General features: G+C 65.2%; 23 protein-coding genes. 9 read left to right on the forward strand and 14 right to left on the reverse strand.

What is annotated here, in order from left to right:
• The first annotated feature begins 193 nt into the window (after window positions 1-193).
• Window positions 194-1,246, forward strand: coding sequence for an XdhC family protein (locus C5N93_RS11675; protein WP_242559385.1), 1,053 nt, complete (start codon window positions 194-196; stop codon window positions 1,244-1,246).
• 266 nt (window positions 1,247-1,512) lie between these two features.
• On the opposite strand, the gene C5N93_RS11680 is transcribed toward C5N93_RS11675, so the two are convergent.
• Both C5N93_RS11680 and C5N93_RS11685 read right to left on the reverse strand, forming a co-directional pair.
• Complete coding sequence (locus C5N93_RS11680; RefSeq protein ID WP_242559386.1) at window positions 1,513-1,962, reverse strand: carboxypeptidase regulatory-like domain-containing protein; 450 nt, start codon at window positions 1,960-1,962, stop codon at window positions 1,513-1,515.
• Window positions 1,963-2,064: 102 nt separating this feature from the next.
• A complete protein-coding gene (locus tag C5N93_RS11685) occupies window positions 2,065-3,609 on the reverse strand; it encodes a DegQ family serine endoprotease (RefSeq protein ID WP_242559387.1) in 1,545 nt (514 codons plus the stop codon).
• Between the two features lie 306 nt (window positions 3,610-3,915).
• Here C5N93_RS11685 and C5N93_RS11690 point away from each other — a divergent pair, with 306 nt between their 5' ends.
• Window positions 3,916-4,302 carry a hypothetical protein gene (locus tag C5N93_RS11690; protein WP_150721343.1) on the forward strand — a complete coding sequence of 129 codons (387 nt, stop codon included), beginning with the start codon at window positions 3,916-3,918 and terminating at the stop codon, window positions 4,300-4,302.
• 128 nt (window positions 4,303-4,430) lie between these two features.
• Here the strand turns inward: C5N93_RS11690 and C5N93_RS11695 are convergent, their stop codons facing one another.
• Window positions 4,431-5,849: an ATP-binding protein gene (locus C5N93_RS11695; protein ID WP_242559388.1), complete on the reverse strand. Its 1,419-nt coding sequence runs from the start codon at window positions 5,847-5,849 to the stop codon at window positions 4,431-4,433.
• Window positions 5,849-6,571 (reverse strand): response regulator transcription factor, encoded by a 723-nt coding sequence (locus C5N93_RS11700; protein WP_242559389.1) that lies wholly within the window; start codon window positions 6,569-6,571, stop codon window positions 5,849-5,851. Before C5N93_RS11700 ends, C5N93_RS11695 begins: the two co-directional genes overlap by 1 nt.
• A 365-nt stretch (window positions 6,572-6,936) precedes the next feature.
• Here C5N93_RS11700 and dacB point away from each other — a divergent pair, with 365 nt between their 5' ends.
• Window positions 6,937-8,526: a D-alanyl-D-alanine carboxypeptidase/D-alanyl-D-alanine-endopeptidase gene (gene dacB, locus C5N93_RS11705; protein ID WP_242559390.1), complete on the forward strand. Its 1,590-nt coding sequence runs from the start codon at window positions 6,937-6,939 to the stop codon at window positions 8,524-8,526.
• A gap of 254 nt (window positions 8,527-8,780) precedes the next feature.
• Window positions 8,781-9,728, forward strand: a complete 948-nt coding sequence (locus C5N93_RS11710; protein WP_242559391.1) for a sterol desaturase family protein — start codon at window positions 8,781-8,783, stop codon at window positions 9,726-9,728.
• A gap of 73 nt (window positions 9,729-9,801) precedes the next feature.
• Here the strand turns inward: C5N93_RS11710 and C5N93_RS11715 are convergent, their stop codons facing one another.
• From C5N93_RS11715 to C5N93_RS11735, 5 genes are all read right to left on the reverse strand, one after another.
• Window positions 9,802-10,863, reverse strand: coding sequence for an L-threonylcarbamoyladenylate synthase (locus tag C5N93_RS11715; protein WP_242559392.1), 1,062 nt, complete (start codon window positions 10,861-10,863; stop codon window positions 9,802-9,804).
• Window positions 10,864-10,866: 3 nt separating this feature from the next.
• Window positions 10,867-12,060 carry a 5-(carboxyamino)imidazole ribonucleotide synthase gene (locus tag C5N93_RS11720; protein ID WP_242559393.1) on the reverse strand — a complete coding sequence of 398 codons (1,194 nt, stop codon included), beginning with the start codon at window positions 12,058-12,060 and terminating at the stop codon, window positions 10,867-10,869.
• Between the two features lie 41 nt (window positions 12,061-12,101).
• Complete coding sequence (purE, locus tag C5N93_RS11725) at window positions 12,102-12,608, reverse strand: 5-(carboxyamino)imidazole ribonucleotide mutase (protein WP_069342641.1); 507 nt, start codon at window positions 12,606-12,608, stop codon at window positions 12,102-12,104.
• 16 nt (window positions 12,609-12,624) lie between these two features.
• The gene (locus C5N93_RS11730; protein ID WP_150721403.1) at window positions 12,625-13,515 is read right to left on the reverse strand and encodes a phosphoribosylaminoimidazolesuccinocarboxamide synthase; all 891 of its coding nucleotides are present in this window, start codon (window positions 13,513-13,515) and stop codon (window positions 12,625-12,627) included.
• A gap of 159 nt (window positions 13,516-13,674) precedes the next feature.
• Window positions 13,675-15,378, reverse strand: coding sequence for a hypothetical protein (locus C5N93_RS11735; protein ID WP_242559394.1), 1,704 nt, complete (start codon window positions 15,376-15,378; stop codon window positions 13,675-13,677).
• 229 nt (window positions 15,379-15,607) lie between these two features.
• Between C5N93_RS11735 and C5N93_RS11740 the strand changes: the two genes are divergently transcribed.
• Window positions 15,608-16,177, forward strand: coding sequence for a hypothetical protein (locus C5N93_RS11740; RefSeq protein WP_242559395.1), 570 nt, complete (start codon window positions 15,608-15,610; stop codon window positions 16,175-16,177).
• Between the two features lie 112 nt (window positions 16,178-16,289).
• On the opposite strand, the gene fba is transcribed toward C5N93_RS11740, so the two are convergent.
• The 5 genes from fba to C5N93_RS11765 form a co-directional block, all read right to left on the reverse strand.
• The gene (fba, locus tag C5N93_RS11745) at window positions 16,290-17,354 is read right to left on the reverse strand and encodes a class II fructose-bisphosphate aldolase (RefSeq protein WP_042112359.1); all 1,065 of its coding nucleotides are present in this window, start codon (window positions 17,352-17,354) and stop codon (window positions 16,290-16,292) included.
• Window positions 17,355-17,486: 132 nt separating this feature from the next.
• The gene (pyk, locus tag C5N93_RS11750; RefSeq protein ID WP_150721349.1) at window positions 17,487-18,920 is read right to left on the reverse strand and encodes a pyruvate kinase; all 1,434 of its coding nucleotides are present in this window, start codon (window positions 18,918-18,920) and stop codon (window positions 17,487-17,489) included.
• A gap of 239 nt (window positions 18,921-19,159) precedes the next feature.
• A complete protein-coding gene (locus tag C5N93_RS11755) occupies window positions 19,160-20,365 on the reverse strand; it encodes a phosphoglycerate kinase (protein ID WP_069342637.1) in 1,206 nt (401 codons plus the stop codon).
• A gap of 86 nt (window positions 20,366-20,451) precedes the next feature.
• Window positions 20,452-20,775: an AzlD domain-containing protein gene (locus C5N93_RS11760; RefSeq protein WP_069342636.1), complete on the reverse strand. Its 324-nt coding sequence runs from the start codon at window positions 20,773-20,775 to the stop codon at window positions 20,452-20,454.
• Window positions 20,772-21,635, reverse strand: a complete 864-nt coding sequence (locus tag C5N93_RS11765) for an AzlC family ABC transporter permease (RefSeq protein ID WP_242559396.1) — start codon at window positions 21,633-21,635, stop codon at window positions 20,772-20,774. The genes C5N93_RS11760 and C5N93_RS11765 overlap by 4 nt, the downstream gene beginning before the upstream one ends.
• A 425-nt stretch (window positions 21,636-22,060) precedes the next feature.
• Here C5N93_RS11765 and C5N93_RS11770 point away from each other — a divergent pair, with 425 nt between their 5' ends.
• The 4 genes from C5N93_RS11770 (at window position 22,061) to C5N93_RS11785 (ending at window position 24,986) form a co-directional block, all read left to right on the forward strand.
• Window positions 22,061-22,255, forward strand: coding sequence for a zinc-finger domain-containing protein (locus tag C5N93_RS11770; protein WP_069342635.1), 195 nt, complete (start codon window positions 22,061-22,063; stop codon window positions 22,253-22,255).
• Window positions 22,256-22,375: 120 nt separating this feature from the next.
• Window positions 22,376-23,401 carry a lipopolysaccharide heptosyltransferase II gene (waaF, locus tag C5N93_RS11775; RefSeq protein WP_150721352.1) on the forward strand — a complete coding sequence of 342 codons (1,026 nt, stop codon included), beginning with the start codon at window positions 22,376-22,378 and terminating at the stop codon, window positions 23,399-23,401.
• 81 nt (window positions 23,402-23,482) lie between these two features.
• Window positions 23,483-23,938 (forward strand): nuclear transport factor 2 family protein, encoded by a 456-nt coding sequence (locus C5N93_RS11780; RefSeq protein WP_069342633.1) that lies wholly within the window; start codon window positions 23,483-23,485, stop codon window positions 23,936-23,938.
• Window positions 23,939-23,954: 16 nt separating this feature from the next.
• Window positions 23,955-24,986 carry an alpha/beta fold hydrolase gene (locus C5N93_RS11785; protein WP_242559397.1) on the forward strand — a complete coding sequence of 344 codons (1,032 nt, stop codon included), beginning with the start codon at window positions 23,955-23,957 and terminating at the stop codon, window positions 24,984-24,986.

Raw genomic sequence — 24,986 nt, forward strand, 5'->3', positions numbered from 1 at the left:
CCTCGTCGCGCTCGCATCGCACCGACATCGCGCTCGCGTCGGGCTGACAACCGGAATATCCCCTGAAATACAGCGCGAGCCAAGGCGAGATATACTCGCCGCATCACATTGAGCGGCGCCCCATTGGAAACCACGCCTCATTCGGCCTGTGGATCGACGGTCGCCGCTCGCGTATTGGCGAAGGAAGCGTGTTATGGACAGTGTCGATCTGGAAGTGCTGAAGTCCGCCGTACAGTGGACCCGCGCAGGCTTTTTCGTCACGCTGGGCACCGTTGTGCGCACCTGGGGCTCGGCCCCCCGTCCCGTGGGCTCGATGCTCGCGATCCGTGAAGACGGCCACATGGTCGGCTCCGTGTCGGGCGGTTGCGTCGAGGACGACCTCATCCTCCGCATTCGTGGCGGCGACTGGCCGCAGGATCGGCCGCAGGTCACGAGCTATGGCGTGACGGCCGAGGAAGCGCATCGCTTCGGCCTGCCCTGCGGCGGAACGCTGCAACTGGTGCTCGAACCGGTGCGCGAGAGCTCGCGCATCGCCGAGCTGCTCGACACCATCGGAAAATTCCGCCTCGTGGTGCGGGAACTGGACATGAAGACCGGCGCGGTGCGCATGGCGCCAGGTCACCAGACGCCGTCGGTCGAATTCGACGGTGAACGCCTCATTACCTCGCACGGCCCGCGTCATCGGCTGGTCGTGATCGGTGCAGGACAGTTGTCGAAGTACGTCGCCAGCATGGCCAGTGCGCTCGACTATCACGTGATCGTGTGCGACCCGCGCACCGAGTATGCCGACGAATGGCAAGTGCCCGGCACCGAACTGTCGCGCGAGATGCCGGACGACCTTATCGTGCGCCTGCAACTCGACTCGCACAGCGCCGTGCTCACGCTCACGCACGACCCGAAGCTCGACGACATGGCGCTGCTCGAAGCGCTCAAGTCGCCGGCGTTCTACATTGGCGCCATCGGCTCGCGCGTGAACAATGCGCGGCGTCGCGAGCGGTTATCGCTGTTCGATCTGAGCACGACCGAGATCGAGCGTCTGCACGGCCCCGTCGGCATGCATCTCGGGGCGCGCACACCGGCCGAAATCGCCGTGGCAATCCTGGCCGAGATGACAGCCATCAAGAACGGCATCGCCGTCAAGCAAACCTTCGCCGTCCGCCGCGATGGCGACGAAGATGCCGGCGCGAATGCCGACGACGGCGAACCGCGGGACAACACTTCCGCCGAGTGCCGCAGCGCCGCCTGATTCGCGTGGCCTGATTCAAGGGACTGATTCAAGGGACTGATTCAAGGGACTGATTCAAGGGACTGACTCACGGGACTGAAATCGGCACCGGTCGAGGTTCGCCCACCCATTCCCGCACAAGATCCCGCACAAAAAAAGCGCCGCCATGATGGACATGGCGGCGCAACTCGCTCACTCGTTGCAGAGTGGTACTGCTCGGTACTACTCGGTACTGCCTGGGTTACCTCGTCATCCGTGGAACGTCACTCGCCCGACCGATCGGCACATCAGTCGTGCGGCCACAGAAATGTTGCGACGGCATGCCCCTTGGCCGAAACCTTCACATCCTTCGTCATGGGCTTGCCGTTGTAGGTCGCCTTCACGGTGTAGTTGCCTTCGGGCAGCTTCACCAGCATGAACGGACCTTTCGAACGCGTGTCGAGCACGGTCGTGCCCCCACGCATGATCTGCACCTGCGCATCGGCGACGTATTCGTTCGCGCCATCGCCGCGTGCCGCCATCTCGATCGACAGCGGCCAGCGCGACGCTTCACGCTTGAAAGTCCCCGACTCGTCGCTGTCGATACCGCCCGAGACGTACGTCACGTTGCCCTGCTGCATCGACGGGGGCAGCGTGCCACCCTGTGCATGGGCGACAGAGATGCCGCCCAGCCCACCCGTCAGTGCTGCGGCGGTGGCCGCAGCCACCGTCCAGCGTTGCCATTGGTTCTGCCGCATGTTCAACCTCCCCTTGCATGACTTCACGATGCCGGATCGTACCGAGGTTGCGGCCTCGGTACTCAGGTAGCGCATGGCATCCCTTGGCGGTCTTCGCGACGTTTAGCCGAGATCGACCGGGATGAAAATCTGTTGCCCGTCGCGCTGTACGAGCAACGCGACATTATTGCCCGCTTTCTTGAGCCTATCGCTCAGTTGCGCGGCGCTGGTGACCGGGGTGCCGTTGAGCGACAGAATGATGTCGCCCGCCTCCACACCCGCCTGTGCCGCAGGACCGCCGGCACGCGCGACCAGCAGTCCGTTCGTGACCTGCGCCGAACGCTTCTCTTCCGGCGACAGCTCCCGAACCGCCAGCCCCAGACGGCCGTGCGTGGCGGAATCGTCGGCATTCGCAGCGTCCTTCTTCTCGTTGAGCGCCGCGACCTTCACACTCACGTCCTGCTTCGCGCCGTTGCGCCAGATCGTGAGCGTCGCCGTCTGCCCGGGGCGCATATCCGCGATCTTTTCCGGCAACTGCACCGAATCGTCGATGGTCGTGCCGTTGACTGCGAGAATCACGTCACCCGGCTTGAGATCCGACTTCGCCGCAGGCCCGCTCTTGTCGATGGACGACACGAGCGCGCCCGTAGGCTTGGGCAGACCGAACGACTTCGCGAGCGACTGATTCACTTCCTGAATCGCGACGCCGATGCGACCGCGACTCACCTTGCCGTACTGCTGCAACTGCGTCTTGACCTTCATGGCCATGTCGATCGGAATCGCGAACGACAAGCCCTGGAACCCGCCGGTACGCGAGTAGATCATCGAGTTGATGCCGATGACCTCACCATTCAGATTGAACAGCGGACCGCCCGAGTTGCCCGGGTTGACCGGCACGTCCGTCTGAATGAACGGGGTGTAGTTCTCGTCCGGCAACGCACGCGCTTTCGCCGAGACGATGCCCGCCGTCACCGTATTATCGAAGCCGTACGGCGAACCGATGGCCACGACCCACTCGCCCGCCTTCGACTTCGACGGATCGCCGATCTTCACGGTCGGCAGGTCCGTCGCGGCAATCTTGAGCAACGCCACGTCGCTCGCCTTGTCGCTACCCACGACCTTCGCCTTGTACTCGCGCTTGTCGGTGAGCTTCACCGTCACCTGACTCGCATCGTCCACGACGTGCGCGTTGGTGAGGATGTAGCCGTCCGGGCTCACGATGAAGCCCGAACCGAGACTGCGCGTCGGCCCGCTGCTGTCGTCGCCATCTCCATTGTCACCGCCGTCGTTACCGGGCGCGCCATAGAAGTGACGGAAGAACTGGAACAGCGGGTCGTTCGGATCCATGCCCGGCGGCAATTGGTTCGCAGCCGAGCCACGTTGCGCCGAAGGTTTCCCATCGTGCGTCACACTAATGTTGACTACGGCCGGTCCGTATTGTTCCGCCAGTTGCGAGAAGTCCGGCACGAGCATGCGCGGCGCGGTGTTCGGGGCGTTTTGCACGTTAGCGACGGGCGTGGCCGCTGCCCCGCTTGCCGCGCTCGCATCGCTGACCATCTCCGAGGCGAGCGGCGCCTGCCAATGCTGACGTCCCGCGACGTACCCGCCCGTCAACGCGACGAGCACAGCACCAGCAACCAGCGTACGAGTGAGCTTTGAGGTCCGCATGAGTCTCTCCTTACCGACAACCCTGTTTAACCACGTTTGAACATGATTGCCATCGTAGAGACGCTCCCTTAAGACAACCTTAAGAGCCAGCTTCGTGCCTAAATGCCGGCAAAACATCGGACGTCGACCTCAAAACGTCACCCATCGGAACCCAATTCGGCCCGTGCTGCGTGCTATGCGTTACGGCTTCAGGCGTTTGAAGGCGCAGCTCACGTGGTTCTCCTTGCGAATGCGAGGCACCGCTGTCTACGGTGGCACAGTGGCGCAATTCCGCGTCGCAGGCTTTTCGTCTACAGGAGAATCACGATGCCTACGCAATCCGATCGCAACTTCCGCAGGACCACTCGCTGGATGGGGGCTGCCGCTTTGTGTCTGACGTTCGCCGTGTCGGCACATGCCGCGTCAGGCAATGGCAATGGAATGGGCACACAGGGACCGGCGGATTCGACGCCGATGCAAGGGCAGATGTCCGGTCAGATGCAAGGGCAAAACGGCGCCTGCTCGAAGGATTCGCCGTCCGATCAGGCGATCGTCGGCAAGTCGCTCACCGAAGCGAAATCGATGCTGCAAGGATGCCCGTGGCGCATCGGCATGCAGGACGGCAAGGCCATGCCAACCACGCGTGACCACCGGCCGGATCGCCGCACGCTCACCATCGAGCACGACAAGGTCACGGACGTGACGCGCGGATAAATACGTCGACTTTCACGTCGACACTCACGCAGATAACACGCCGATGCGTGCCGCCGTACGTCGTCAGCGCGGTGTCGGGCGAGGTCATGCCTGCACCGCGCGCTACCTCGCCCGTCACGCCAACGCCATCAGAGCGCGGGCGGCACCGACGTCGCACCGCCAAAGCTCACGCGCACGCGAAGTCCCCGACCGTTGCGTCCATCGAACAACTCCACGCTCGCGCCATGCGCTTGCGCGATGTTGCGCACGATGGCAAGACCCAGACCGCTGCCTTGCGCACGCGGCGCGGCGTTGTCGTGCTCGGCGCTCGCTGAGGACGGCGCCTCCTGCGTGGCCGCAGCGGATGACGAAGCCGCCTCCACCGACGCCGCGCCACCACGAAAAAAACGATCGAACACGCGCTCTCGCTCAGCAGGCGCAATGCCCGGCCCGGTGTCTTCGATTTCGACGACCGGAGACGGTGTCGCCAACACCAGACGCACATCCACATGTCCGCCGGGCGGCGTGTACTTCAGCGCGTTGTCGACGAGATTGCCGAAGAGCGTCTGCAACGCATTCGCATCGCCGCGCACGCGACTGATCGCCGCGAGCGCATCCGGCGCATCGAGCCCCAGATCGATACCGCGTGCCACGGCCAGCGCCGCGTGATGCGCCACCACATCTTGCAGCAACGGCGCGAGCGGCATGTCGACGAACGCCGATGCCGCTCGCGTGGCATCCGGCTCCTGACGCGCCAACGTGAGCAACTGCGCGACCATATGCGACGAGCGCCGCACGCCGTCACGCAGATCGCGCATCGCCTCGGCGCGCTCCTCGTTCGTCTGCGCGCGTTCGAGCAGTTGCACCTGAAGTTGCAGCGCAGCCAGCGGCGTGCGAAGTTCGTGCGCGGCATCGGCAACGAACGCCTTTTGCTGCAAGAGCGCTTCGTCGAGTCTGCCGAGCAGGCTGTTCAGCGCGCGCACCAGCGGACGGACTTCGTCCGGCAAGCCTGCCTCGGGGAATGCCTCCAATGCGCCGGGCGCACGCGCGTCGAGCGCCTTCGTGACGCGACGCAACGGCCGCAGGCCGCGTCCCACGACGATCCACACGAGCAACCCGAGCAGCGGCATGGCGATCACCAGCGGCAACAAGGTGCGTAGCGCCATCGAGACGGCGAGCGAATCGCGGATGACCATCGGCTGCGCCAGTTGCACGACGTTGTCGCCCACGAGCGCGGCGTAGACACGCCAGTCGCCAGCGGGCGTCTGCACCGTGGTGAAGCCGAGTTCGGCGCGCGGCGGCAGCGGCGTGCGCGGGTGCGAGTAGTACAACTCCACCCCGTTGCGGCTCCATATCTGAATGACGAGCCCTTCCGTGTCGTTGTGTTCGCCCGGCACGCGCGAGAACGATTCGGCGGGCAGCGACAACGCCATCTGCTGCAACTGGAAGTCGAACAGCTCGTTGGCTTCGGTACGCGCTTGACGGAAGATGGCGATGCCCGCGAGCACCAGCGCTATCGCCAGCGTGATCAGCAACCCGACGAGAAGACGACGGCGGATCGAGCGCATCAATTCGCCTCCGACGCCGTGCCGGAGGCCGGTGCGATGCCTTCCTGCGGCCCGGCGGGCGACATTTGCGCGGGCATCATATAGCCCACGCCGCGCACCGTCCGGATGGCCTCCGCGCCCAACTTCTTGCGCAAGCCGTGAACGTGCACCTCGACGGCGTTACTGGCCACCTCTTCCCCCCATCCGTAGATGCGCTCTTCGAGTTGCGATTTGGACAGCACCGCGCCCGGGCGATTGAGCAACGCTTCGAGCACCGCATATTCACGCGCGGAGAGCACGACCGGTGCGCCGTCACACGTGACCTGACGCGTGGCCGGATCGAGCACGATGCCGCCATGCCGCAGCAAGGGCTCGCTGCGCCCCGCCTGACGCCGCACCAGCGCACGCAACCGCGCGGCCAGCTCATCGAGATCGAACGGCTTGACGAGGTAGTCGTCGGCGCCGGCGTCCAGTCCCTTGACGCGATCGGCCACGGCGTCGCGTGCCGTGGCGATCAGCACCGGCAACGTCTGGCCGCGCCCACGCAGGGTGCGCAACACATCGATGCCGTCGCGACGCGGCAAACCGAGATCGAGCAGCAAGGCGTCGTAGGACTCGACGGAAAGTGCATCGAGTGCACGCTGCCCGTCGCCGACATGGTCGACGGTCCAGCCGTCCTGGCGCAGACCTTTCGAGACCGCCGTGGCGATCATCGTATCGTCTTCCACCAACAAAATTCGCATGGTTCAGGCACCGTTTGAGGCGTTGTCCGGGCTCAGCGCGTCGCATCGTATGAAACGCATGCCACGTTGCGTGATGTTGTCTTCGAGTGACAATTGCCGGATTTCGACTCATTGTAGCCACAGTTCGTTGCACGGCGGATTTACAATGTCACGCACGCGCCGCGCGCTCAGACGCACTCGCGGCCTACCTTTATGCCTAACTGCGTTGCCGCGTGTGCATCGCCCGACTCCGGTCTGTCGTGCATTCCGAGCGTCACCCCGAGTCTTCCGAAAAGCACCGCACGCAACGCTGGAGAACCTCGCCCGTCATGCGCGTCCCTCGCCTGCCCCGACATTCCTCGCCGCTGCTTCGCTCTGCTTCCCTCGTGTTCGCTTCCTCTGAAATGCCCCATCTCCAGATCGTCAGCCCCCGTCAGATGGCGCGCGCCTGTTGCGCCGCGTTGGCGCTGGCGATGGTTGTGAGTGTCCCTGCGCAGGCCAGGCCCGAGAAGTCGGCGAAGTCCGCGAAGTCGACCAGACTCGTGAAGGCCAAAGTGCCGAAGGTGCCGGTCACGCCCGCGCGTGCCACGGCGCTGCCCGCGCCGCTCGCGCGCGCGCTCGCCGCCAGCAAGGTACCGGCGTCGCACATCAGCCTGATCGTCGCCAAGGTCGACAACCCGCTGCAAACGCGCGGTGCGGTGCCGGCGCCGATGCTCGCGCTCAATCCGAACGTGCCCCGCAATCCCGCGTCGACGATGAAACTCGTCACGACGATTGCCGCCCTCGACACGCTCGGCCCCGATTACCGCTGGCGCACACAGGCGTACACCGACGGGCAATCGGATGGCCGCACACTCAACGGCAATCTCTACTTCAAGGGCACCGGCGATCCGAAGCTCGTGCCCGAAGAGATGGAGAAGTTCATCGCCGAGCTGCATAACGCGGGGGTGACGAACATCAACGGCGATATCGTGCTCGACCGCTCGGCGTACAGCGCGGACATCGGTGCGCAAGGCCCCATCGACGGCGACACCGACCGTCCGTACAACGTCTCGCCGGACCCGCTGCTGTACTCGTTCAAGGCGATGTCGTTCAGCTTCACGGGCAACCCGAACGGCACCGTCGATGTCGGCGTGCTGCCCCCGATGGCCAATCTGCAAGTCTCGAACGAGATGTCGTCGACGGCCGCCGGCAACTGCGGCGACTGGCTTGCTCGCATTCATCCCACCCTGAGCACCACACCCGACGGCGCCTACGTGGCGAGTTTCTCCGGGACCTACCCGGCGTCGTGCGAAGACAAGGGATGGAACATTGCCGCACCGGATCGCGACCGCTTCTTCCTTGGCGGCTTCCGTGCGCTGTGGCAAGCCTCCGGCGGACAGTTCAACGGCAATGTGCGCACGGGCGTCGTGCCGCCGGGCGCACGTCTGCTCGTCACGCATCGCGGCCAGACGCTGGGCGAAGTCGTGCACGACATGAACAAGTTCAGCAACAACGTGATGGCGCGCCAGTTGTTCCTCACGCTGGGCCTGCCTGCCGACGGCAAGACGCCCGCAAGCATTGCGCGCTCGCGTGAAGTGCTCAATCGCTGGCTCGACAAGAATGATCTCGCCGCGCCGGGCCTCGTCGTGGAGAACGGCTCGGGGCTGTCGCGCATCGAGCGCATCAGCGCAGCAGAGCTGGGACGTCTGCTCCAACACGGTATCAACAGCCCGACCGGGCAGGTGCTCGTCGAGTCGATGCCGACGGTCGGCGTGGACGGCACCATGCGCAATCGTCTGACGAATCGCGACGTGGCGGGTAACGCCCACATCAAGACGGGTACGCTCGATGATGTCGGTGCCGTGGCCGGCTATGTCGCGGCGCGCTCGGGCAGCGTGTACGTGGTGGTCTCGCTGGTCAACGACCCGCGGGCGAGCAACGCGCGAGCCTTCAACGATGCGCTGATCTCGTGGGTGTTCGAGAACGCGCCCTGAAGCAAGACAGTCGCAAGTCTCAAGCCGTCCGCAGGATCATCGTCAGCACGCGATAAGCACACCGTAAGCCCGTAACTCCGCATGAAAATGCGACATATCGGGCTTACGGCGCGTATTTGATGTTTTCCTCTAACCCCGACGCCGACGCGCCACATTCGCGTCAGAATAGACGTTCCATCGGTGCCACCCGCGCCAACCCTACGAGATGCGGGGACACCGGTTCAGATGACCCTATCGTGAGGAGACGCGAGGTCATGAACGTCGAATTGATCCTGCTGGCGCTCGCGCCGGTATTCGTGCTGTGCATCGGCGTCGAGGCCTGGTACTGGCGACGCCGCCGCCCCGGCATGTACAGCCTCAAGGACACCCTCAGCAACGCCACGCTCGCACTCATGCATCAGGGCGCGGACAAGCTGGCCTGGCTGCTCATCGTGCCGTTCTACGCGTGGCTGTACGACCATCACCGCATCTACACGATGCCCACCGGGTGGCTCGGCTTCCTGCTCCTCTTCATCGTGCAGGACTTCCTCTACTACGTGTTTCATCGCGCCAGCCATCGCATTCGCTGGTTCTGGGCGGCGCATGTCGTGCATCACTCGTCGGAGCGCCTGAACCTGTCGACGGCCTTCCGGCAAAGCCTGATGTATCCCGTCGCCGGGATGTGGCTGTTCTGGACGCCGATGGCACTCATCGGCTTCACGCCCGTGCAGATCGTCGGCGTGGTGCTGCTCAATCTCGCGTTCCAGTTCTTCGTGCATACGCAGGCGATTCCCAAGCTCGGCTGGCTGGAGTACGTGCTCAACACGCCGTCGATTCATCGTGCGCATCACGCGCGCAATCCGCGTTACATCGACAGGAATTACGCGGGCGTGCTGGTCATCTGGGATCGTCTTTTCGGATCGTACGTCGAGGAAAGCGACGCCGAGCCATGCGAGTACGGCATCGTCGACCCGATCCATACGCACAATCCGATCACGCTGACGTTTCACGAATGGCGCACGATGGCGCGCGACGTCTTCACGATGCCCGGGTGGCGTAACAAGTGGATGGCGTTGTTCGGACCGCCGGAGTGGCGGCACGCGTGGCAGGTGTCGCATGCGGGCGCAGCGACGGGCAGCGGTTCGGGCGTGTCGGGAACAGGGGAAGTGGTAACGCCCGATGCACAGGCACCGGGTGTCGGCGCCGTGCAGAAACACCTCTGACGTTTCGATGCGATGAAGCCGTGGTGTTGCCCCGCATCGAACGGCGGGGCAGCCGCTTCAGCGCTTGTACGCTTCAGGCGCGCTCGAATGCCGCCGCAGCGCGGCCGAGGCGATCGCCCACTGCCGCCCACGCAGGCGTATCGGGCAGACGTTCGAAGAGGATATGCGTGACGTTGGCGCGATCGAGGCGTCGCAACATCGCGTACAGATCGGAGGCGAGCGCCGTCGGCGTTGGCGGCAGCACGATCGTCATCACGTCATCAGATGCGGTCACAGCGGACGGCAGTGTCGCCAGCGTTGGCGCGAACGCCACGACCGCCACGCGCTCACCCGCCGGATGCACGGCCAGCGCTGCCGCGAATTGCGCGGCGTCGCACAGATACAGCGGCGTGCGCGGCGCGTAATGCGCCTTGAGCGTGCCCGAGGCACGCGGCGCATTGCTGTCCTGTCCGGGCAGACGCGGCATCTCGCCCAGCACCTCGGCAATCTGCTCGGGCGTGATGTGGCCGGGGCGCAGCAGCGCCGGGAACCCACGCGAGAGATCCACGATCGTCGATTCGATCCCGACGGCCGCCTCGCCGCCATCGAGCACATGAACCGTGATGCCCGGCAACCCGGCGAACTCGTCGCGCACGTGTTGTGCGGCCGTCGGGCTCACCTGACCAAAACGATTGGCCGACGGTCCGGCCACACCGCCCTGCCCGCCCTTCACGCGCTCGAACTCGCGCAGCAACGCCTGCGCCACCGGATGCGACGGGCAACGCAGCCCCACGGAATCCTGACCGCCGGACACGGCATCGGGAATGTGCGGGGCTCGTTTGAGGATGAGCGTGAGCGGACCGGGCCAGAACGCGTCCATCAGCTTGCGCGCTGCGGGCGTGACGTCGTTGCTCCAGTAGCCGGCGTCGCCGTCCGGAGAAAAATGCACGATGACCGGATGGTTCGCCGGACGCCCTTTCGCCGCGTAGATCGCTGCCACGGCCGCCGGATTCTCGGCGTCGCCGCCCAGGCCGTAGACCGTTTCCGTCGGGAAGGCGACCAGCTCACCGGCGGCCAGTTGCGCCGCCGCTTGTGCGATAGCCTCGGCCGGCGGCATGACGATACGCGGCACGGCAGGCGTCGTGGACGTTGCCATCGCTCAGTCTTCCAGCGGGATGTCGAGGCTTGCGGCCGCCGTCACACACGCATTGCGCGCTTCGTCGAGCGATGCGCCTGCGAACGTGATGTGACCCATCTTGCGGCCTACGCGCGCGTCTTCCTTGCCGTACAGATGCAGGCGAGCGGACGGCAGCGCCGCCACGTCGGCCCACGCGGGGGTACGCGGCAGATCCTTGCCCGGCCCTTCGAACCAGACATCGCCGAGTACGTTCAGCATGACCGCCGGCGAGTGCTGACGTGTCTCGCCGAGCGGCAGCCCGGCCATCGCGCGCACTTGCTGCTCGAACTGGCTCGATGCGCAGGCATCGATCGTGTAATGACCGCTGTTGTGCGGACGCGGCGCCATTTCGTTCGCCACGAGCGAGCCGTCCTTCAGAATGAAGAACTCGACGCACAGCACGCCCACGTAATCCATTTGCGACGCAATCGCGGCAGCCGCCGCACGCGCGGCATCGGCCAGTGCCGGGGCGGCATCGGGCGCAGGCACCGTCGTGGTGGCGAGAATGCCGTCGATATGCACGTTCTGCGCGAGCGGATAGGTCGCGACAGTGCCGTCTGCACCGCGCGCGCTGAGCACCGACACTTCGAATGCCAGCGCCAGACGCTTCTCCAGCACGCACGGCACGCCGCCAAGTGCGGCGTAAGCCTCGCGGGCCTCGGCAGCCGTATTCACGCGCACCTGCCCCTTGCCGTCGTAACCGAGGCGCGCCGTCTTCAGAATACCCGGCAGCACGCTCTCGATCGCGGCGTCGCCAATGGCGGCGAGCCCCTCGTTCGATTCGATGACCAGATGCGGCGCCACCGGCACACCGCAGCGCTCGATGAAGCGCTTCTCGGCGACCCGGTCCTGGGCGATCGCAACGCAGCGGCCCGCCGGGCTCACGGTCGTGGTTTGGGCGAGGAAGTCGAGCGACTGGGCCGGCACGTTCTCGAACTCGGTCGAGACGGCAGGACATAGCGCGGCGAGTTCGGTGAGGGCCGTCTCGTCACGGTAATCGGCGACGATCAGGCGGTCGGCGACAGCGCCGGCCGGACAACGCGGGTCCGGGTCCAGCACGCAAACCTTGTAACCCATCGACTGGGCGGCAAAACAGAACATGCGGCCGAGTTGGCCGCCGCCCAGCATGCCCAGCCATTGGCCGGGAAGGACAGGCGCAGCGGAGGCAGAATTCATCTTCGGTCGGAAGCAGACGGTAGCAGGGACGTTCTTTTCTTTTACAGCGCGGGCAAGGTCATGCCGCGCGCCGCTTCGGTCTGCTTCGCACGGAACGCGTCGAGCTTGTCGGCAAGCGTCTTGTCGTCGGCAGCCAGCATCGAGACGGCGAACAGGGCCGCGTTGGCCGCGCCCGCTTCACCGATGGCGAAGGTGGCGACCGGCACGCCCTTGGGCATCTGCACGATGGAGAGCAGCGAATCTTCGCCGCGCAGGTACTTGCTCGGCACCGGCACGCCCAGCACCGGCACGGTCGTCTTGGCGGCGATCATGCCCGGCAGGTGCGCGGCACCGCCGGCACCGGCGATGATCGCGACCAGACCGCGCTCACGCGCCGCTTCGGCGTAGCGGAACATGTCGTCCGGCATACGGTGCGCCGAGACGACCTGCGCCTCGTACGGCACCCCGAACTCGGCCAGAATGGCGGCCGCGTTCTTCATCACTTCCCAGTCCGAATTGGACCCCATTACCACGCCAACGCGCGGGGCCACGGCTTGTTTGTCGCTCATGTCTTTCCTGCCCCGCTCAGGCCAGTTGCTGGCCGGTCAGGCGCTCGAGCGCCTCGCGGTACTTGGCCGCCGTCTTCTCGACGACTTCGGCCGGCAGAGCCGGTGCGGGCGGGGTCTTGCCCCACGGCTGCGTTTCGAGCCAGTCGCGCACGAACTGCTTGTCGAACGACGGCGGGTTGCTGCCCACGGCGTACGAGTCGGCCGGCCAGAAGCGCGACGAATCGGCGGTCAGCGCTTCGTCCATCAGGTGAAGCTTGCCGTCGTCGTCCAGACCGAATTCGAATTTCGTGTCGGCGATGATGATGCCGCGCGTCGCGGCGTAAGCGGCCGCTTCCTTGTACAGACGGATCGAGATATCGCGGATCTGCTCGGCCAGCTCACGACCGACGCGGCTCACCATGTCGTCGAAGCTGATGTTCTCGTCGTGCTCGCCCAGTTCGGCCTTGGCCGCCGGGGTGAAGATCGGTTCCGGCAGTTGCTGCGCGTTTTGCAGACCGGCCGGCAGCTTCACGCCGCACACGGCGCCCGTTGCCTGATAGTCCTTCCAGCCGCTGCCGGCCAGATAACCGCGCACCACGGCTTCGACGAGGATCGGCTTCAGACGCTTGACGACGACCGCACGGCCGGCGACCTGAGCGACTTCATCTGCCGAGACGACCGTCTCCGGCGCCACACCGGTCAGGTGATTCGGCACAACGTGGGCGAGCTTGTCGAACCAGAAATTGGCCATCTGGTTGAGCACACGGCCCTTGCCCGGAATCGGCTCGCCCATGATCACGTCGAACGCCGAGAGGCGGTCCGTCGTCACGATCAGCAGCTTGTCGTCGCCAACGGCGTAGTTATCGCGCACTTTGCCGCGCGAGAGCAGCGGCAGGCTCTTGAGGGAGGATTCGTACAGGGCGTTCAGAGCGGGGGTAGTCACGGCGGGACCCAATATCAGGAAGGGCAAAGGCGTAATTATACGCGCGTCGGGGGGCGTTTCACGAAGATGTCGGTCTGGCGCGTGCCGGGCGACGACATCTTCCCGACATCCCCGGGTCCTATGGCCGGCTGTCAATCATGAAAGTCAGTCACGAAATCCAGCCGCGAGCCGCGCCTTCTCGCCCTCGGTCACCAGCAAGGCGACGACCGGCGAGCGCGAGATCGGGTTCGTCATGACCCTGCCGCGCCCCCGGCAATGACGGTACCAGTCGACGACCGACCCGACGTCGTAATACTTGTTGTCGCACGTCAGCCCATAGTCGTCAAACGACACAAGACGCACGGCATCGGGACTCCCCGGATCGATGGCCTCCTGCGAAATCCGGTCGGTGTGAGCGCCGACGTAGCCGGGACTGAGGAATCGCACGCCGCTGAGCACGCCGATCTCTTCACGTAGCCACAGCAACGCCGTACCCGGCGGCAGACCGCCTGCCGCCAGCAGCGGCGCGACGCGTTCGAAGTTCGCTTCGAGCATGCCGGCCAGTTGACGCCGCCCCTGCGTGCCATGCCAGTCGACGTCGCCATTCGCGATCAAATCGGGCAGATGCTGCGTGAGCAGCGCCACCTTCCGCTCCCAGCGCGGATCGCCGCGCCCGGGGGTGCGCAGCATCGCCGTGAGCCGGGATAGCTCCGCCACCAGATCCATGCTGCGCGCCGCCGCGTTGATGTGATGGTCGCTGGCCTCGGAGCGCTGGGCGACGACTTCCGTGGCGAGCTGACTGCGCAGCCGTGCGTCGCCCGCCCGGAGTTGCAGCGCGGCACTGGCGATGACCGCGCAGGGTCGCGCAATGCCGTGCTCGGAACACACCAGCGCGATCTTGCCGGGATGGCGTCGCATGAAATCCGCGATGCCCTTGCCGGCACACCACAGCGTTGCGCCGTCAATCTGCGCGTCGAAGCGCTCCATGCCCGCGAATTCCATGAACTGCACGTGCGACAGACCCCCATCGAGATTGCCGTGGGATGAAGCGACGGCGGACGTCGATGACGAGGCCGCAGCATGACGCCGGCTCGCCCCGCGACGGGTAACCGCAGCGATGTACTCGCCGATGGGCCGCTCGCGGTAACCCGATCCGGCTGCGGCGCCGTCCGCTCCCTCACGCCCATCGAGGCCATCGCACCCATCACGCCCCACGGCCCCCACGTCAGCCAAGTCACGCACACCCGCACGCATCGCGCCCGGCTCGACGCTGAAAACCGCGCCGATCTGCGGATGCGCCTTGAGCATACGGGTCAGCGAGCGCGCCTCGGCCGGGGTGGCCGTGGGTCCAACGATGAAGCGACAGCCGCCCAGTTCGAGCAGGCCGTAGCGCGTACATTCGCTCCCGACGCGAATCAGCGTGGCCGTGTTCACGCCGTAGCGTTCGGCCCAGCGTTGCGCGCCCTCCCGAATCGGCTGCACCCAGCCGGGTGCCGGATCGTCACAGCCCCAAAGTCGGATCGGTAATGCCAAGACGGCCAGGGCGGCGTGATCGTCGGTCTTGAGGGCACGCCCGGCACCCGCCCTGACGCCACCTCGCCAATCGGCGGCCATCGTCATGCGCAGATCGGCCGAAACGTCTGCTGATCTGCCGGTCGACGTCGGTGCGCCAGGCATTTGAGATTTTTGGGACGCCCGCGCCGACGCATGGGACACGGCGCCCGGCCCGCGCAGTGCCGGCGTACGGTTGAGGGTGCCTGTCAGCGACGTCGCCATGGCACCGGTACGCGACGGTGGCGGCGAGGATTCCTCGGGGCTGGACAGCCCAAGACAGCGGGTGACGGTCTTGGGAAAGCGATTGAACGGCATCGAAAACTCCGGGTGGCCCAGAACGGGCGGGTTGGCGGGAGGCACGGAGACTGCCACGCCCCCTGCCGCCGGACTTCCGGGATTGACCGCACCGCTGTCGTTTCATGCCGACGCCGGCGCCACCGCATCGTCAGGCCCAGCGCCAGCCGGGGTTTCGCCGTCCTTCGCCGGCCGAGGATGTTGCCTAGAATGGAAACGTTCACCCGCCAAAGAGGCAAAGGGGGCTGCCGTGACGCTCGTCAGTTTCGTGACTTATGTCACTTTCACCGCTTTCGCCCTGCTGGGCGGTGTCCCGGCGTGGGCGCAGACGGCACCGATGCACCCGAGCGCCTCCCCCTCGACCGTGCCCCACAAGCCGTCGCCTCGGGCCAAGGCACCACACGCGGCATCCGGCAGCCGCGCGTCGAGCGCCCCGGCCGATGCCGACGAACGCCTCACGCTCCCCCGGCTGATCGCCATCGCCACGTCTGACAACGACGACGACATTCCTCGCTTCGCCCTGTATGCGGCACGCGATATCGAACAATTGGGGTTGCAGTTTCCGGCGCAGACGGCCAATGCGGCGCCCGACAGCGAGGTCGTCATCACCATGCGCCTGCGTGACAGCGCGACCACGCGCATGCGGGATTTCTCACGCCAGCATATGAACGAGCCGATGACGCTGATCGTCGACGGCGTGGAGATGCTCACCGCGACGATTCGCTCGGAGCTGGGCGGCAAGTTTCAATTGCAACTGCCCAAAGAAAAAGCCCGGCTTCTGTTCCAGCGGGTGCTGGCGAAAGCCGGGCCTGCGACCTGAGCGGGGAAGTCCGAGCGACGTAACGTGCAACGTAACGGTCCGTCGACATCTCCCGGCTCAGGCAGGGCAACGCGCCATGCGAGACGTATCTCGTATGGCGTGAGTTGCCTGATTACTTCACGATCTGTGCGAGGTCGCCGCTCTTGTACTTCTCGGCCATCTTCTCGAGCGAAACCGTCTTGATCTTGCCTGCCTGACCTTCGCAGCCAAACGACAGATAGCGCGCCTTGCAAACCTGCTTGGCGGCTTCACGTGCCGGCTTCAGGTAGTCGCGCGGGTCAAACTTGCTCGGGTTTTCGAACAGATAGCGACGGATCGCGCCGGTCATAGCCAGACGGATGTCGGTATCGATGTTGATCTTGCGCACGCCGTGCTTGATGCCTTCGACGATCTCTTCGACCGGCACGCCGTACGTTTCCTTCATGTCGCCACCGAATTCACGGATTTCGGCGAGCAGTTCCTGCGGCACCGACGACGAACCGTGCATCACCAGGTGGGTGTTAGGAATGCGGCGGTGGATTTCCTTGATGCGGTCGATGGCGAGAATGTCGCCCGTCGGCTTGCGGCTGAACTTGTAAGCGCCGTGCGAGGTACCGATGGCGATGGCCAGCGCGTCGCACTGCGTCTGTTGCACGAAGTCGGCAGCCTGATCCGGATCGGTCAGCAGTTGCTCGCGGGTCATCGTGCCGTCGGCGCCGTGGCCGTCTTCCTTGTCGCCCTTCATCGTTTCGAGCGAACCCAGCACGCCCAGCTCGGCTTCCACCGTCACGCCGATGTAGTGCGAGAACTCGACGACCTTCTTCGACACTTCGACGTTGTACTCGTAGCTGGCGACCGACTTGCCGTCGGCTTCGAGCGAGCCGTCCATCATCACGCTCGAGAAACCGCTCTTGATGGCGGCCATACACACGGCCGGCGACTGGCCGTGATCCTGGTGCATCACCACCGGGATATGCGGGTAGGCTTCCACGGCGGCCGAGATCAGGTGACGCAGGAACGCTTCGCCGGCGTACTTACGGGCACCGGCCGAAGCTTGCATGATGACCGGCGCACCGACTTCGTCGGCGGCGGCCATGATGGCGGAGACCTGCTCCAGATTGTTGACGTTGAAGGCCGGCAGACCGTAGCCGTTTTCGGCGGCGTGGTCGAGCAGCTGTCGCATAGAGACTAGGGGCATGATGTTCTCCTTGGAATCAAAAACTAAGCAAATCTTTCCTCGATCCAGAGGCGCCCCTCATGACGACGGCTCGCGAGCGGCGTGACGCGTGCAAAGCACTGCGCCCTCGCCGCCATCGCGCGGCCCGCGTCGTCATGCGTGGCCCACCTGGACGATCTTCAACGTATTGGTGCCGCCGGGTTGTCCCATCGGCTCGCCTACCGTCAGCACAATCGTGTCGCCGCGCTTCACGACACCGCTCGAGAGCAGCAGTTGTTCCGCCTGCTTGAGCGCCTGGTCGCGGTCATGCGCGGCGTCCGCGCGCATGGCGTAGACATTGCGATACAGCGCCATTTTGCGATGACTGCTGAGCTGCGAAGTCAGGGCAAAAATCGGCACATGGATCTTGTGACGGGACAGCCACAACGCGGTCGCGCCCGACTCGGTCAGCGCCACGATGGCTTTCGCGCCAAGATGATACGCGGTAAACAAGGCACCGGCGGCAATCGTTTGATCAATGCGCGTAAAAGTTTGGTCCAGCCAGTCGCGATCGAGTTCCACCGTTTCCGAGCGCTCGGCTTCGACGCAAATCGCCGCCATCGTTTCGATGGTTTCGACCGGATACTTGCCCGCGGCGCTCTCGGCCGACAGCATCACGGCGTCGGTGCCGTCGAGCACGGCGTTGGCGACGTCCGACACTTCGGCACGGGTCGGCACCGGATTGTGGATCATCGACTCCATCATCTGCGTGGCCGTGATGGTCGTCTTGTTCATCTCGCGCGCTAGCCGGATCATGCGCTTCTGAAGCGCCGGGACCGCCGCATTGCCGACTTCGATGGCCAGATCGCCACGCGCGACCATGATGCAGTCCGACGCCGCCAGAATCTCTTCGAGCGCCGGAATCGCTTCCGCACGTTCGATCTTGGCGATCATCAGCGGCTTGATGCCGTAGGGCTCGCCGGCCACGTTCGCCAGACGACGCGCCATTTCCATATCGGTGGCGTTCTTCGGAAACGAGACCGCGACGTAATCGGCGCCCAGCGCCATCGCGGTCTTGATGTCTTCCATGTCCTTGGCGGTCAGCGCCGGCGCCGTCAGCCCGCCGCCCTGGCGGTTGATGCCCTTGTTGTTCGACAGATCGCCGCCGACCTTCACGGTCGTGTGGATCTCGGTGCCGAGCACGCGATCGACGATCAGCACGATCAGGCCGTCGTTGAGCAGCAGCACGTCGCCCGTGCGCACGTCACGCGGCAGTTCCTTGTAGTCCAGCCCGACGCGCTCGTCGTTACCGAGTTCGCATTCGGCGTCCAGAATGAAGCGGGCACCGGCTTCGAGCGTCGTCTTGCCGTTCTCGAACTTGCCGACGCGAATCTTCGGGCCTTGCAGGTCGGCCATGATGGCCACTTCGCGGCCCGCCGCCTTGGCGGCCGCGCGCACCATCTCGGCGCGCTCGATGTGGTCTTGCGCCTTGCCGTGCGAGAAGTTCAGGCGAACGACGTCGACGCCTGCGGCGATCATGCGCGAAAGCACTTCCGGCGTGCTCGATGCCGGACCGATGGTGGCGACGATCTTGGTGGAGCGGTTCATTACATCCATCTCTTCATCCTCTTTTGGTAGCAGCGCTTTCGACATTACTGGCGCTTAGAGGTTTGTAACGCAATTAGGCCGCCGCAGGTTAACCAAAAAGTTCGTATTGTCCGTACGAAATCGTTTGATTCGATCCCAAACGTTCGCAATAAAGCGGCCGAAACCACCGTCTGCCAACGTCTGCGGGACCGTTCAACCGGCCCGCGAGCCCCGCCCCACCTGCCTTCGCGTATGCGCGATCAGTTCGACTGGGCGGCGCGTTGTTGCAACACGTCGACGGCCGGCAGCGTCTTGCCTTCCAGGAATTCCAGGAAGGCGCCGCCACCGGTCGAGATGTAGCTGACCTGATCGGCGATACCGTACTTGGCGATGGCCGCGAGCGTGTCGCCGCCACCGGCAATCGAGAAGCCCTTGGCGGCAGCGATGGCGCGCGCCAGCGTTTCCGTGCCGTGACCGAACTGGTCGAATTCGAACACCCCGACCGGGCCGTTCCACACGATGGTGCCGGCGCTGCCCAGTTGCTCGGCCAGCTTGGCGGCCGTTTGCGGGCCGATGTCGAGGATCATGTCGTCGGCAGCCACGTCGGCCGCGGCCTTCACGGTCGCTTCGGCGGTGGCGCTGAATTCCTTGGCGCAGACGACGTCCGTCGGGATCGGTACCGACGCGCCGCGTGCGGCCATGGCGTCGATGATCGCGCGCGCCTCGCCGACCAGATCGGCCTCGGCGAGCGACTTGCCGATCGGCAGGCCGGCGGCCAGCATGAACGTGTTGGCGATGCCGCCGCCCACGATCAGTTGATCAACCTTGTCGGCGAGCGTCTTGAGAATGGTGAGCTTGGTCGAGACCTTGGAGCCGGCCACGATGGCCACGAGCGGACGCGCCGGCGCGTTCAGCGCCTTGCCCAGCGCTTCGAGTTCCGCGGCAAGCAGCGGACCGGCGCAGGCAACGGGGGCGTACTTGGCGATGCCGTGCGTCGTGGCTTCGGCGCGATGGGCGGTGCCGAACGCGTCGTTCACATAGACGTCGCACAGCTTGGCCATCTTCTGCGCCAGTTCGTCGTTGTCCTTCTTCTCGCCCTTGTTGACGCGGCAGTTCTCCAGCAGCACGACCGTGCCGGGGGCCACGTCGAAGCCGCCGTCGACCCAGTCGGCCACCAGCTTCACGTCGCGGCCGAGCAGTTCCGACAGACGCTGCGCCACCGGGGCGAGCGAATCGGCGGGCTTGAATTCGCCTTCGGTCGGGCGGCCCAGATGCGAGGTGACCATCACGGCAGCGCCGGCGTCGAGCGACATCTGAATGGCGGGCACCGAGGCGCGGATCCGCGTGTCTTCCGTGATACGGCCGTTATCGTCTTGCGGCACGTTCAAATCGGCGCGGATGAAGACACGTTTGCCCGCAAGGGCGCCCTGAGCGATCAAATCGGAAAGACGTACGACGGAAGCCATGAGAATCCGGAATAAATGGTGGGAAAAACATGCATTTTAACTGATCCGACCCACCGGATGCCCATTTTCACGGCGAGAGGTTCCACCTACAGGAACAGTCGTCCCAGCGTGTAGACGACCATGCCGATCGCGATCATCTCGATCATGTTGCGCCGCCAGACGAACCAGCCCGTAGCCGCGACCGCCGCCGCCAGCTTGTGATTGCCCAGATGCAACGCAAACTGATGATCGAGCAGCATGACCTCGGGCACGACGATCACGGCCAGCGCCGCCGCCGGTGCATAGCGCAGCGCACGTTGCAGACGCTGGGGCAGCGCCACACGGTCGCCGCCAAGCAGGAAGAGCGTGCGCGTGACGATGGTGACCGCCGTCATCGCGACGAAGGCGAACCAGATTTCAAAGGTGCTCATCGACGGCGCTCCCCGGCATGACGGCGTTCCTCGTCCATGACTTCCACGGCTTGCTCGGCCTGCACGACTTCATTTCGAATATCGAGGGGACTCGCCGCTGTCGGCGGCGCCACCGGAATCGGCACTTTCACCGGATTCGCCAGCGCCAGCCGCTTCGCGTGACGTGAGGCCAGTTCATCGCACACCATGCCGGCGGCGAGCGCACCGATCACGCCCAGCACGAGATTGAGACGGTACGGCAGATCGAAGGCCAGCACGCCGATGAGCGACGCGAGCGCCACGGCGAGCATCGTCGAGCGGCTGTTGATCGTGTGCACCATCATCGGAATGAGCGCGAGCGTGCCCGCAAAGCCCAGCCCCCAGCTATCGGGCACGAGCGCGCCCAGCAAGATGCCGAGCGTCGACGAGATATGCCATACCGCCCAATTGCTGAGCGTAATGCCGTAATAGGTGCCCTCTTTGCCCGGCACGTAGCCGTTCGCGAAATTCTGGTTCATGAACATCACGAACCCGAGGTCGCCGTTCACGTAGCCGAGCGCGATGCGGCGCGGCAACGACAGATAGGAGAAATGCGGTTGCAACCCGGCGCTGAAAATCACGAAGCGCAGATTGACGATGCCGACCGTCAGCAAAATCGTCCACAACGGCATGCCCGCAGCGAACAGGGGCAGCGACGCCAACTGCGCCGAGCCGGCGTACAGCATCAGGCTCATGCCGATGGCCTGCGGCACGGTGAGCACCGATTTGCTCATGGCGACGCCCGTGACGAGCCCCCATGAGAAGATCGCGGGCAATAGCGGCGAAATAATGCGAAAACCCGCCGCGAACCCTTCACGTTCGGCGGCTGGCAAGCGAAACATTGGCATGGTCGGCTGGGGGGGCGAGCGCCGTGACGAACGACGCGGTGTCTGGCATTGCGGGGCAAAGCGGTCCCGACGGCGCCCGGCACGCCCAAGATGACCGCAGGCGGTCATGGCGCCCGCCAGGGTTGCCGGAGTGTCTCTTGAATAGGTGTATCGGTGGCGGCGGACGACAGGCCATTATAGCCACGGTAAATGGTTACTTAGTACGTGAAATACCGTCGTCGGCCTGTTTTTTCTGATGCAACGGGCGAGTTGTCGCGTGCGCACCACGCGGACCCATGAGGCGAGGCAGCGCCGCACCGCGCGAGGCGCTCGCCATCCGCAAAGGGCTGCTGCTGCTTTACAATAGCGACTTTTGGTAAGCGGGCAGACGCTCGCGACGCCAGCGAATACCAGCGAATACCCATCACGGTCCGAACCCCATGAGCGAAGTCAAACAAATGCCGGTCGTCGAAGTCGGCGCCGAAGATTTGCCCGTCCACTGCCCGAACCCGAAAATGCAGTCCTGGAGCAGCCATCCGCGCGTGTTCATCGACGTGAGCCACGGCGAAGCGGCCTGCGCCTACTGCGGCACGCGCTATCGCCTGAAGCCCGGCGTCGTGATCAAGGGTCACTGATCGCTGCCTGCCTCGTGATCCGGCCCCGGCCGGCGACGCGCAGCACGCAACCGTTGCCCCGCGCCTGCCGGCTGGTCGTCCGTTTCATCGTCACGCTTAACGTATAGAGTCTCCGCCACGATGCATAAAGCCTTGGTGATCGCCCCCAACTGGATTGGGGACGCGCTGATGGCGCAGCCGTTGTTTACCCTGCTCAAGCGTCTGCATCCGCGTCTGACCATCGACGCGATCGCGCCCGGCTGGGTCGCCCCGGTGCTGGAACGCATGCCGGAGATTTCGCGCGTCGTCGCCACCGACCTCGCGCACGGCAAATTGCAGCCGCTTGAGCGCTACCGGCTCGCGAGCGTGCTCGCCGACGAAGGGTACGACGCCGCCTATGTGCTGCCGAACTCCCTGAAGTCGTCGCTGATTCCGTGGCTGGCGCGCATTCCGTTGCGCATCGGCTACAAGGGCGAGCAGCGCTACGGCCTGCTCAACGTGCGCCACACCAACCCGCGCAAGGACGAGCGCCCGCCGATGGTGCGGCACTACGCTGCGCTCGCGTTCGCGCCCGGCGCCAAGCTGCCCGAGACGCTGCCCACGCCGCGCATCGAAGCCGATCTGAACGAGTCGGCCCGCGTCTTCGCCCGCTTCGGGCTCGATCTGCGCGTGCCGCTCGTGGTGTTCTGCCCCGGTGCCGAGTTCGGACCGGCCAAGCGCTGGCCGCCAGGCCATTTCGCCCAGCTCGCGCAACTGGTGCGCCGCTCGTTCCCGTATGCGCAGATCGTCGCGCTCGGGTCGGGCAAAGACGGGGCGCTGGCCCAGCAGATCGCCGCCGACGCGCCGTTCGTGCGCAATCTCTGCGGGCAGACGTCGCTCGCCGAAGCTTGCGCACTGCTCGCGCGCGCCAACGCCGTGGTGAGCAACGACTCGGGGTTGATGCACGTCACGGCGGCGTTGCGCCGCCCGCAGATCGCCCTGTTCGGTTCGTCCGATCCGCGCCACACGCCGCCGTTATCCGACCAGGCGCATATCCTGTGGCTACAATTGGAGTGCAGCCCGTGTTTTGCCCGCGAATGCCCGCTGGGTCATACGCGCTGCCTGAACGAGCTGATGCCCGAGCACGTGTTCGCAAATCTGCGCAACATCCTGCTCACGCAACGCTGAGGCGCACAAAGCCTCTTGCGAAACACGAGACGTCGGAAGCTGCAACAGTTCGACCCCGGTAACACTCAACGGTAAATCCTCATGCCACGTTTTGTCCGTCTGTTCGATGCCGCCAGTGAAACCATCACGGCCTTTTATGACGCGCTGCGCCGGGGACAGACGGATCGCGCGATGGCGCTTTGGGCGAACGAGGATTTCGTCAGCTACATTCGCGCCGACGGCACCCGCTGGGACGGTCTTGAACAGATCCGCAGCGGCCTCGTCGCCCAGTTCACGCAAAGCGTCGTGCTGATCGACTCGCTGGACACGACCGAGTACGACACCGTCGGCACGGTCGTGCATACGGCGACCGAAGCGATACGCGTGGGCAACGAAGACGCCAAGCAGAACACCGCCCAGCTCATCCATACGACCTACGTGCTGGTCCACGAGCAGGGCGACTGGCGCTTCGCCCACATCCACTCCAGCCCGCTGCCGCCGCATGCCGTCGAGCAATTCAGCCTGATGATGCACGCGCGCCCGGACGGGCTGCACTGATCCGCCCGGCGTCTCGATGACAGCGCGCCCGGCGGTCTTTCTCCCCCAGGATTACCGGTCGCCACGGTGGCTGCCCGACGGTCACAGCCAGACGATCTATCCCGCACTGCTGGGCCGTCGCCCATCGGTGGAATTCCGTCGCGAGACATGGGATACCCCCGATGGCGATTTCGTCGACGTCGACTGGCTGGTCGCGCCGCCCGCCTCGGAGAAATCGCCGCCCGCACCGGAAGGTCTCGTGCAGACACCGCTCGTCGTGCTCTTTCACGGACTGGAAGGCGGCTCGGGCAGCCATTACGCCCGCACCCTCATGCGGGAAGTCGAAGCACTGGGCTGGCGCGGCGTCATCCCGCACTTTCGCAGTTGCAGCGGCCGCATCAACCGCGCGCCGCGCTTTTACCATTCGGGCGACAGCACCGAGATCGACTGGATGCTGCAACGTCTGCGCGAGAACATCTCGGGGCCGATCTTCGCCGCCGGCGTGTCACTCGGCGGCAACGTGCTGCTGCGCTGGCTAGGAGAGCGCGAGGGGCACGCCACGCGAATCGTGAGCGCAGCCTGCGCGATTTCCGCCCCGCTCGACCTGCGCGCCGGGGGTCTCGCGCTCTCGCACGGCTTCAACATGGTGTACACGCGCAACTTTCTGGGCACGCTCAAGAAGAAGGCGCTGGCGAAGCTCGATCAGTACCCGGGCCTCTACGACCGCGATCTGATGATGGCCGCCCGCGATCTGGGCGAGTTCGACCACGTGGTGACGGCGCCGCTGCACGGGTATCACAGCGCCTTCGACTACTACACGCGGGCGTCCAGCAAACCGATTCTGCCGGCCATCGAAGTGCCGACGCTGGTCATCAACGCACGCAACGACCCGTTCCAGCCCGCCAGCGCCTTGCCCGGCGAAGACGACGTTGGCCGCTTCGTGCAACTGCTGCAACCCGCCAACGGCGGACACGTCGGCTTCATGAGCGGACCGTTCCCGGGAGGGCTGACGTGGATGCCGCGTACCGTCGTCGACTATTTCCGCCAATTTTTGCCGAACGCTGCATGA

It is taken from the genome of Pandoraea sp. LA3 (assembly GCF_022696215.1).
In the GTDB taxonomy this organism is placed as follows: Bacteria; Pseudomonadota; Gammaproteobacteria; order Burkholderiales; family Burkholderiaceae; genus Pandoraea; species Pandoraea capi.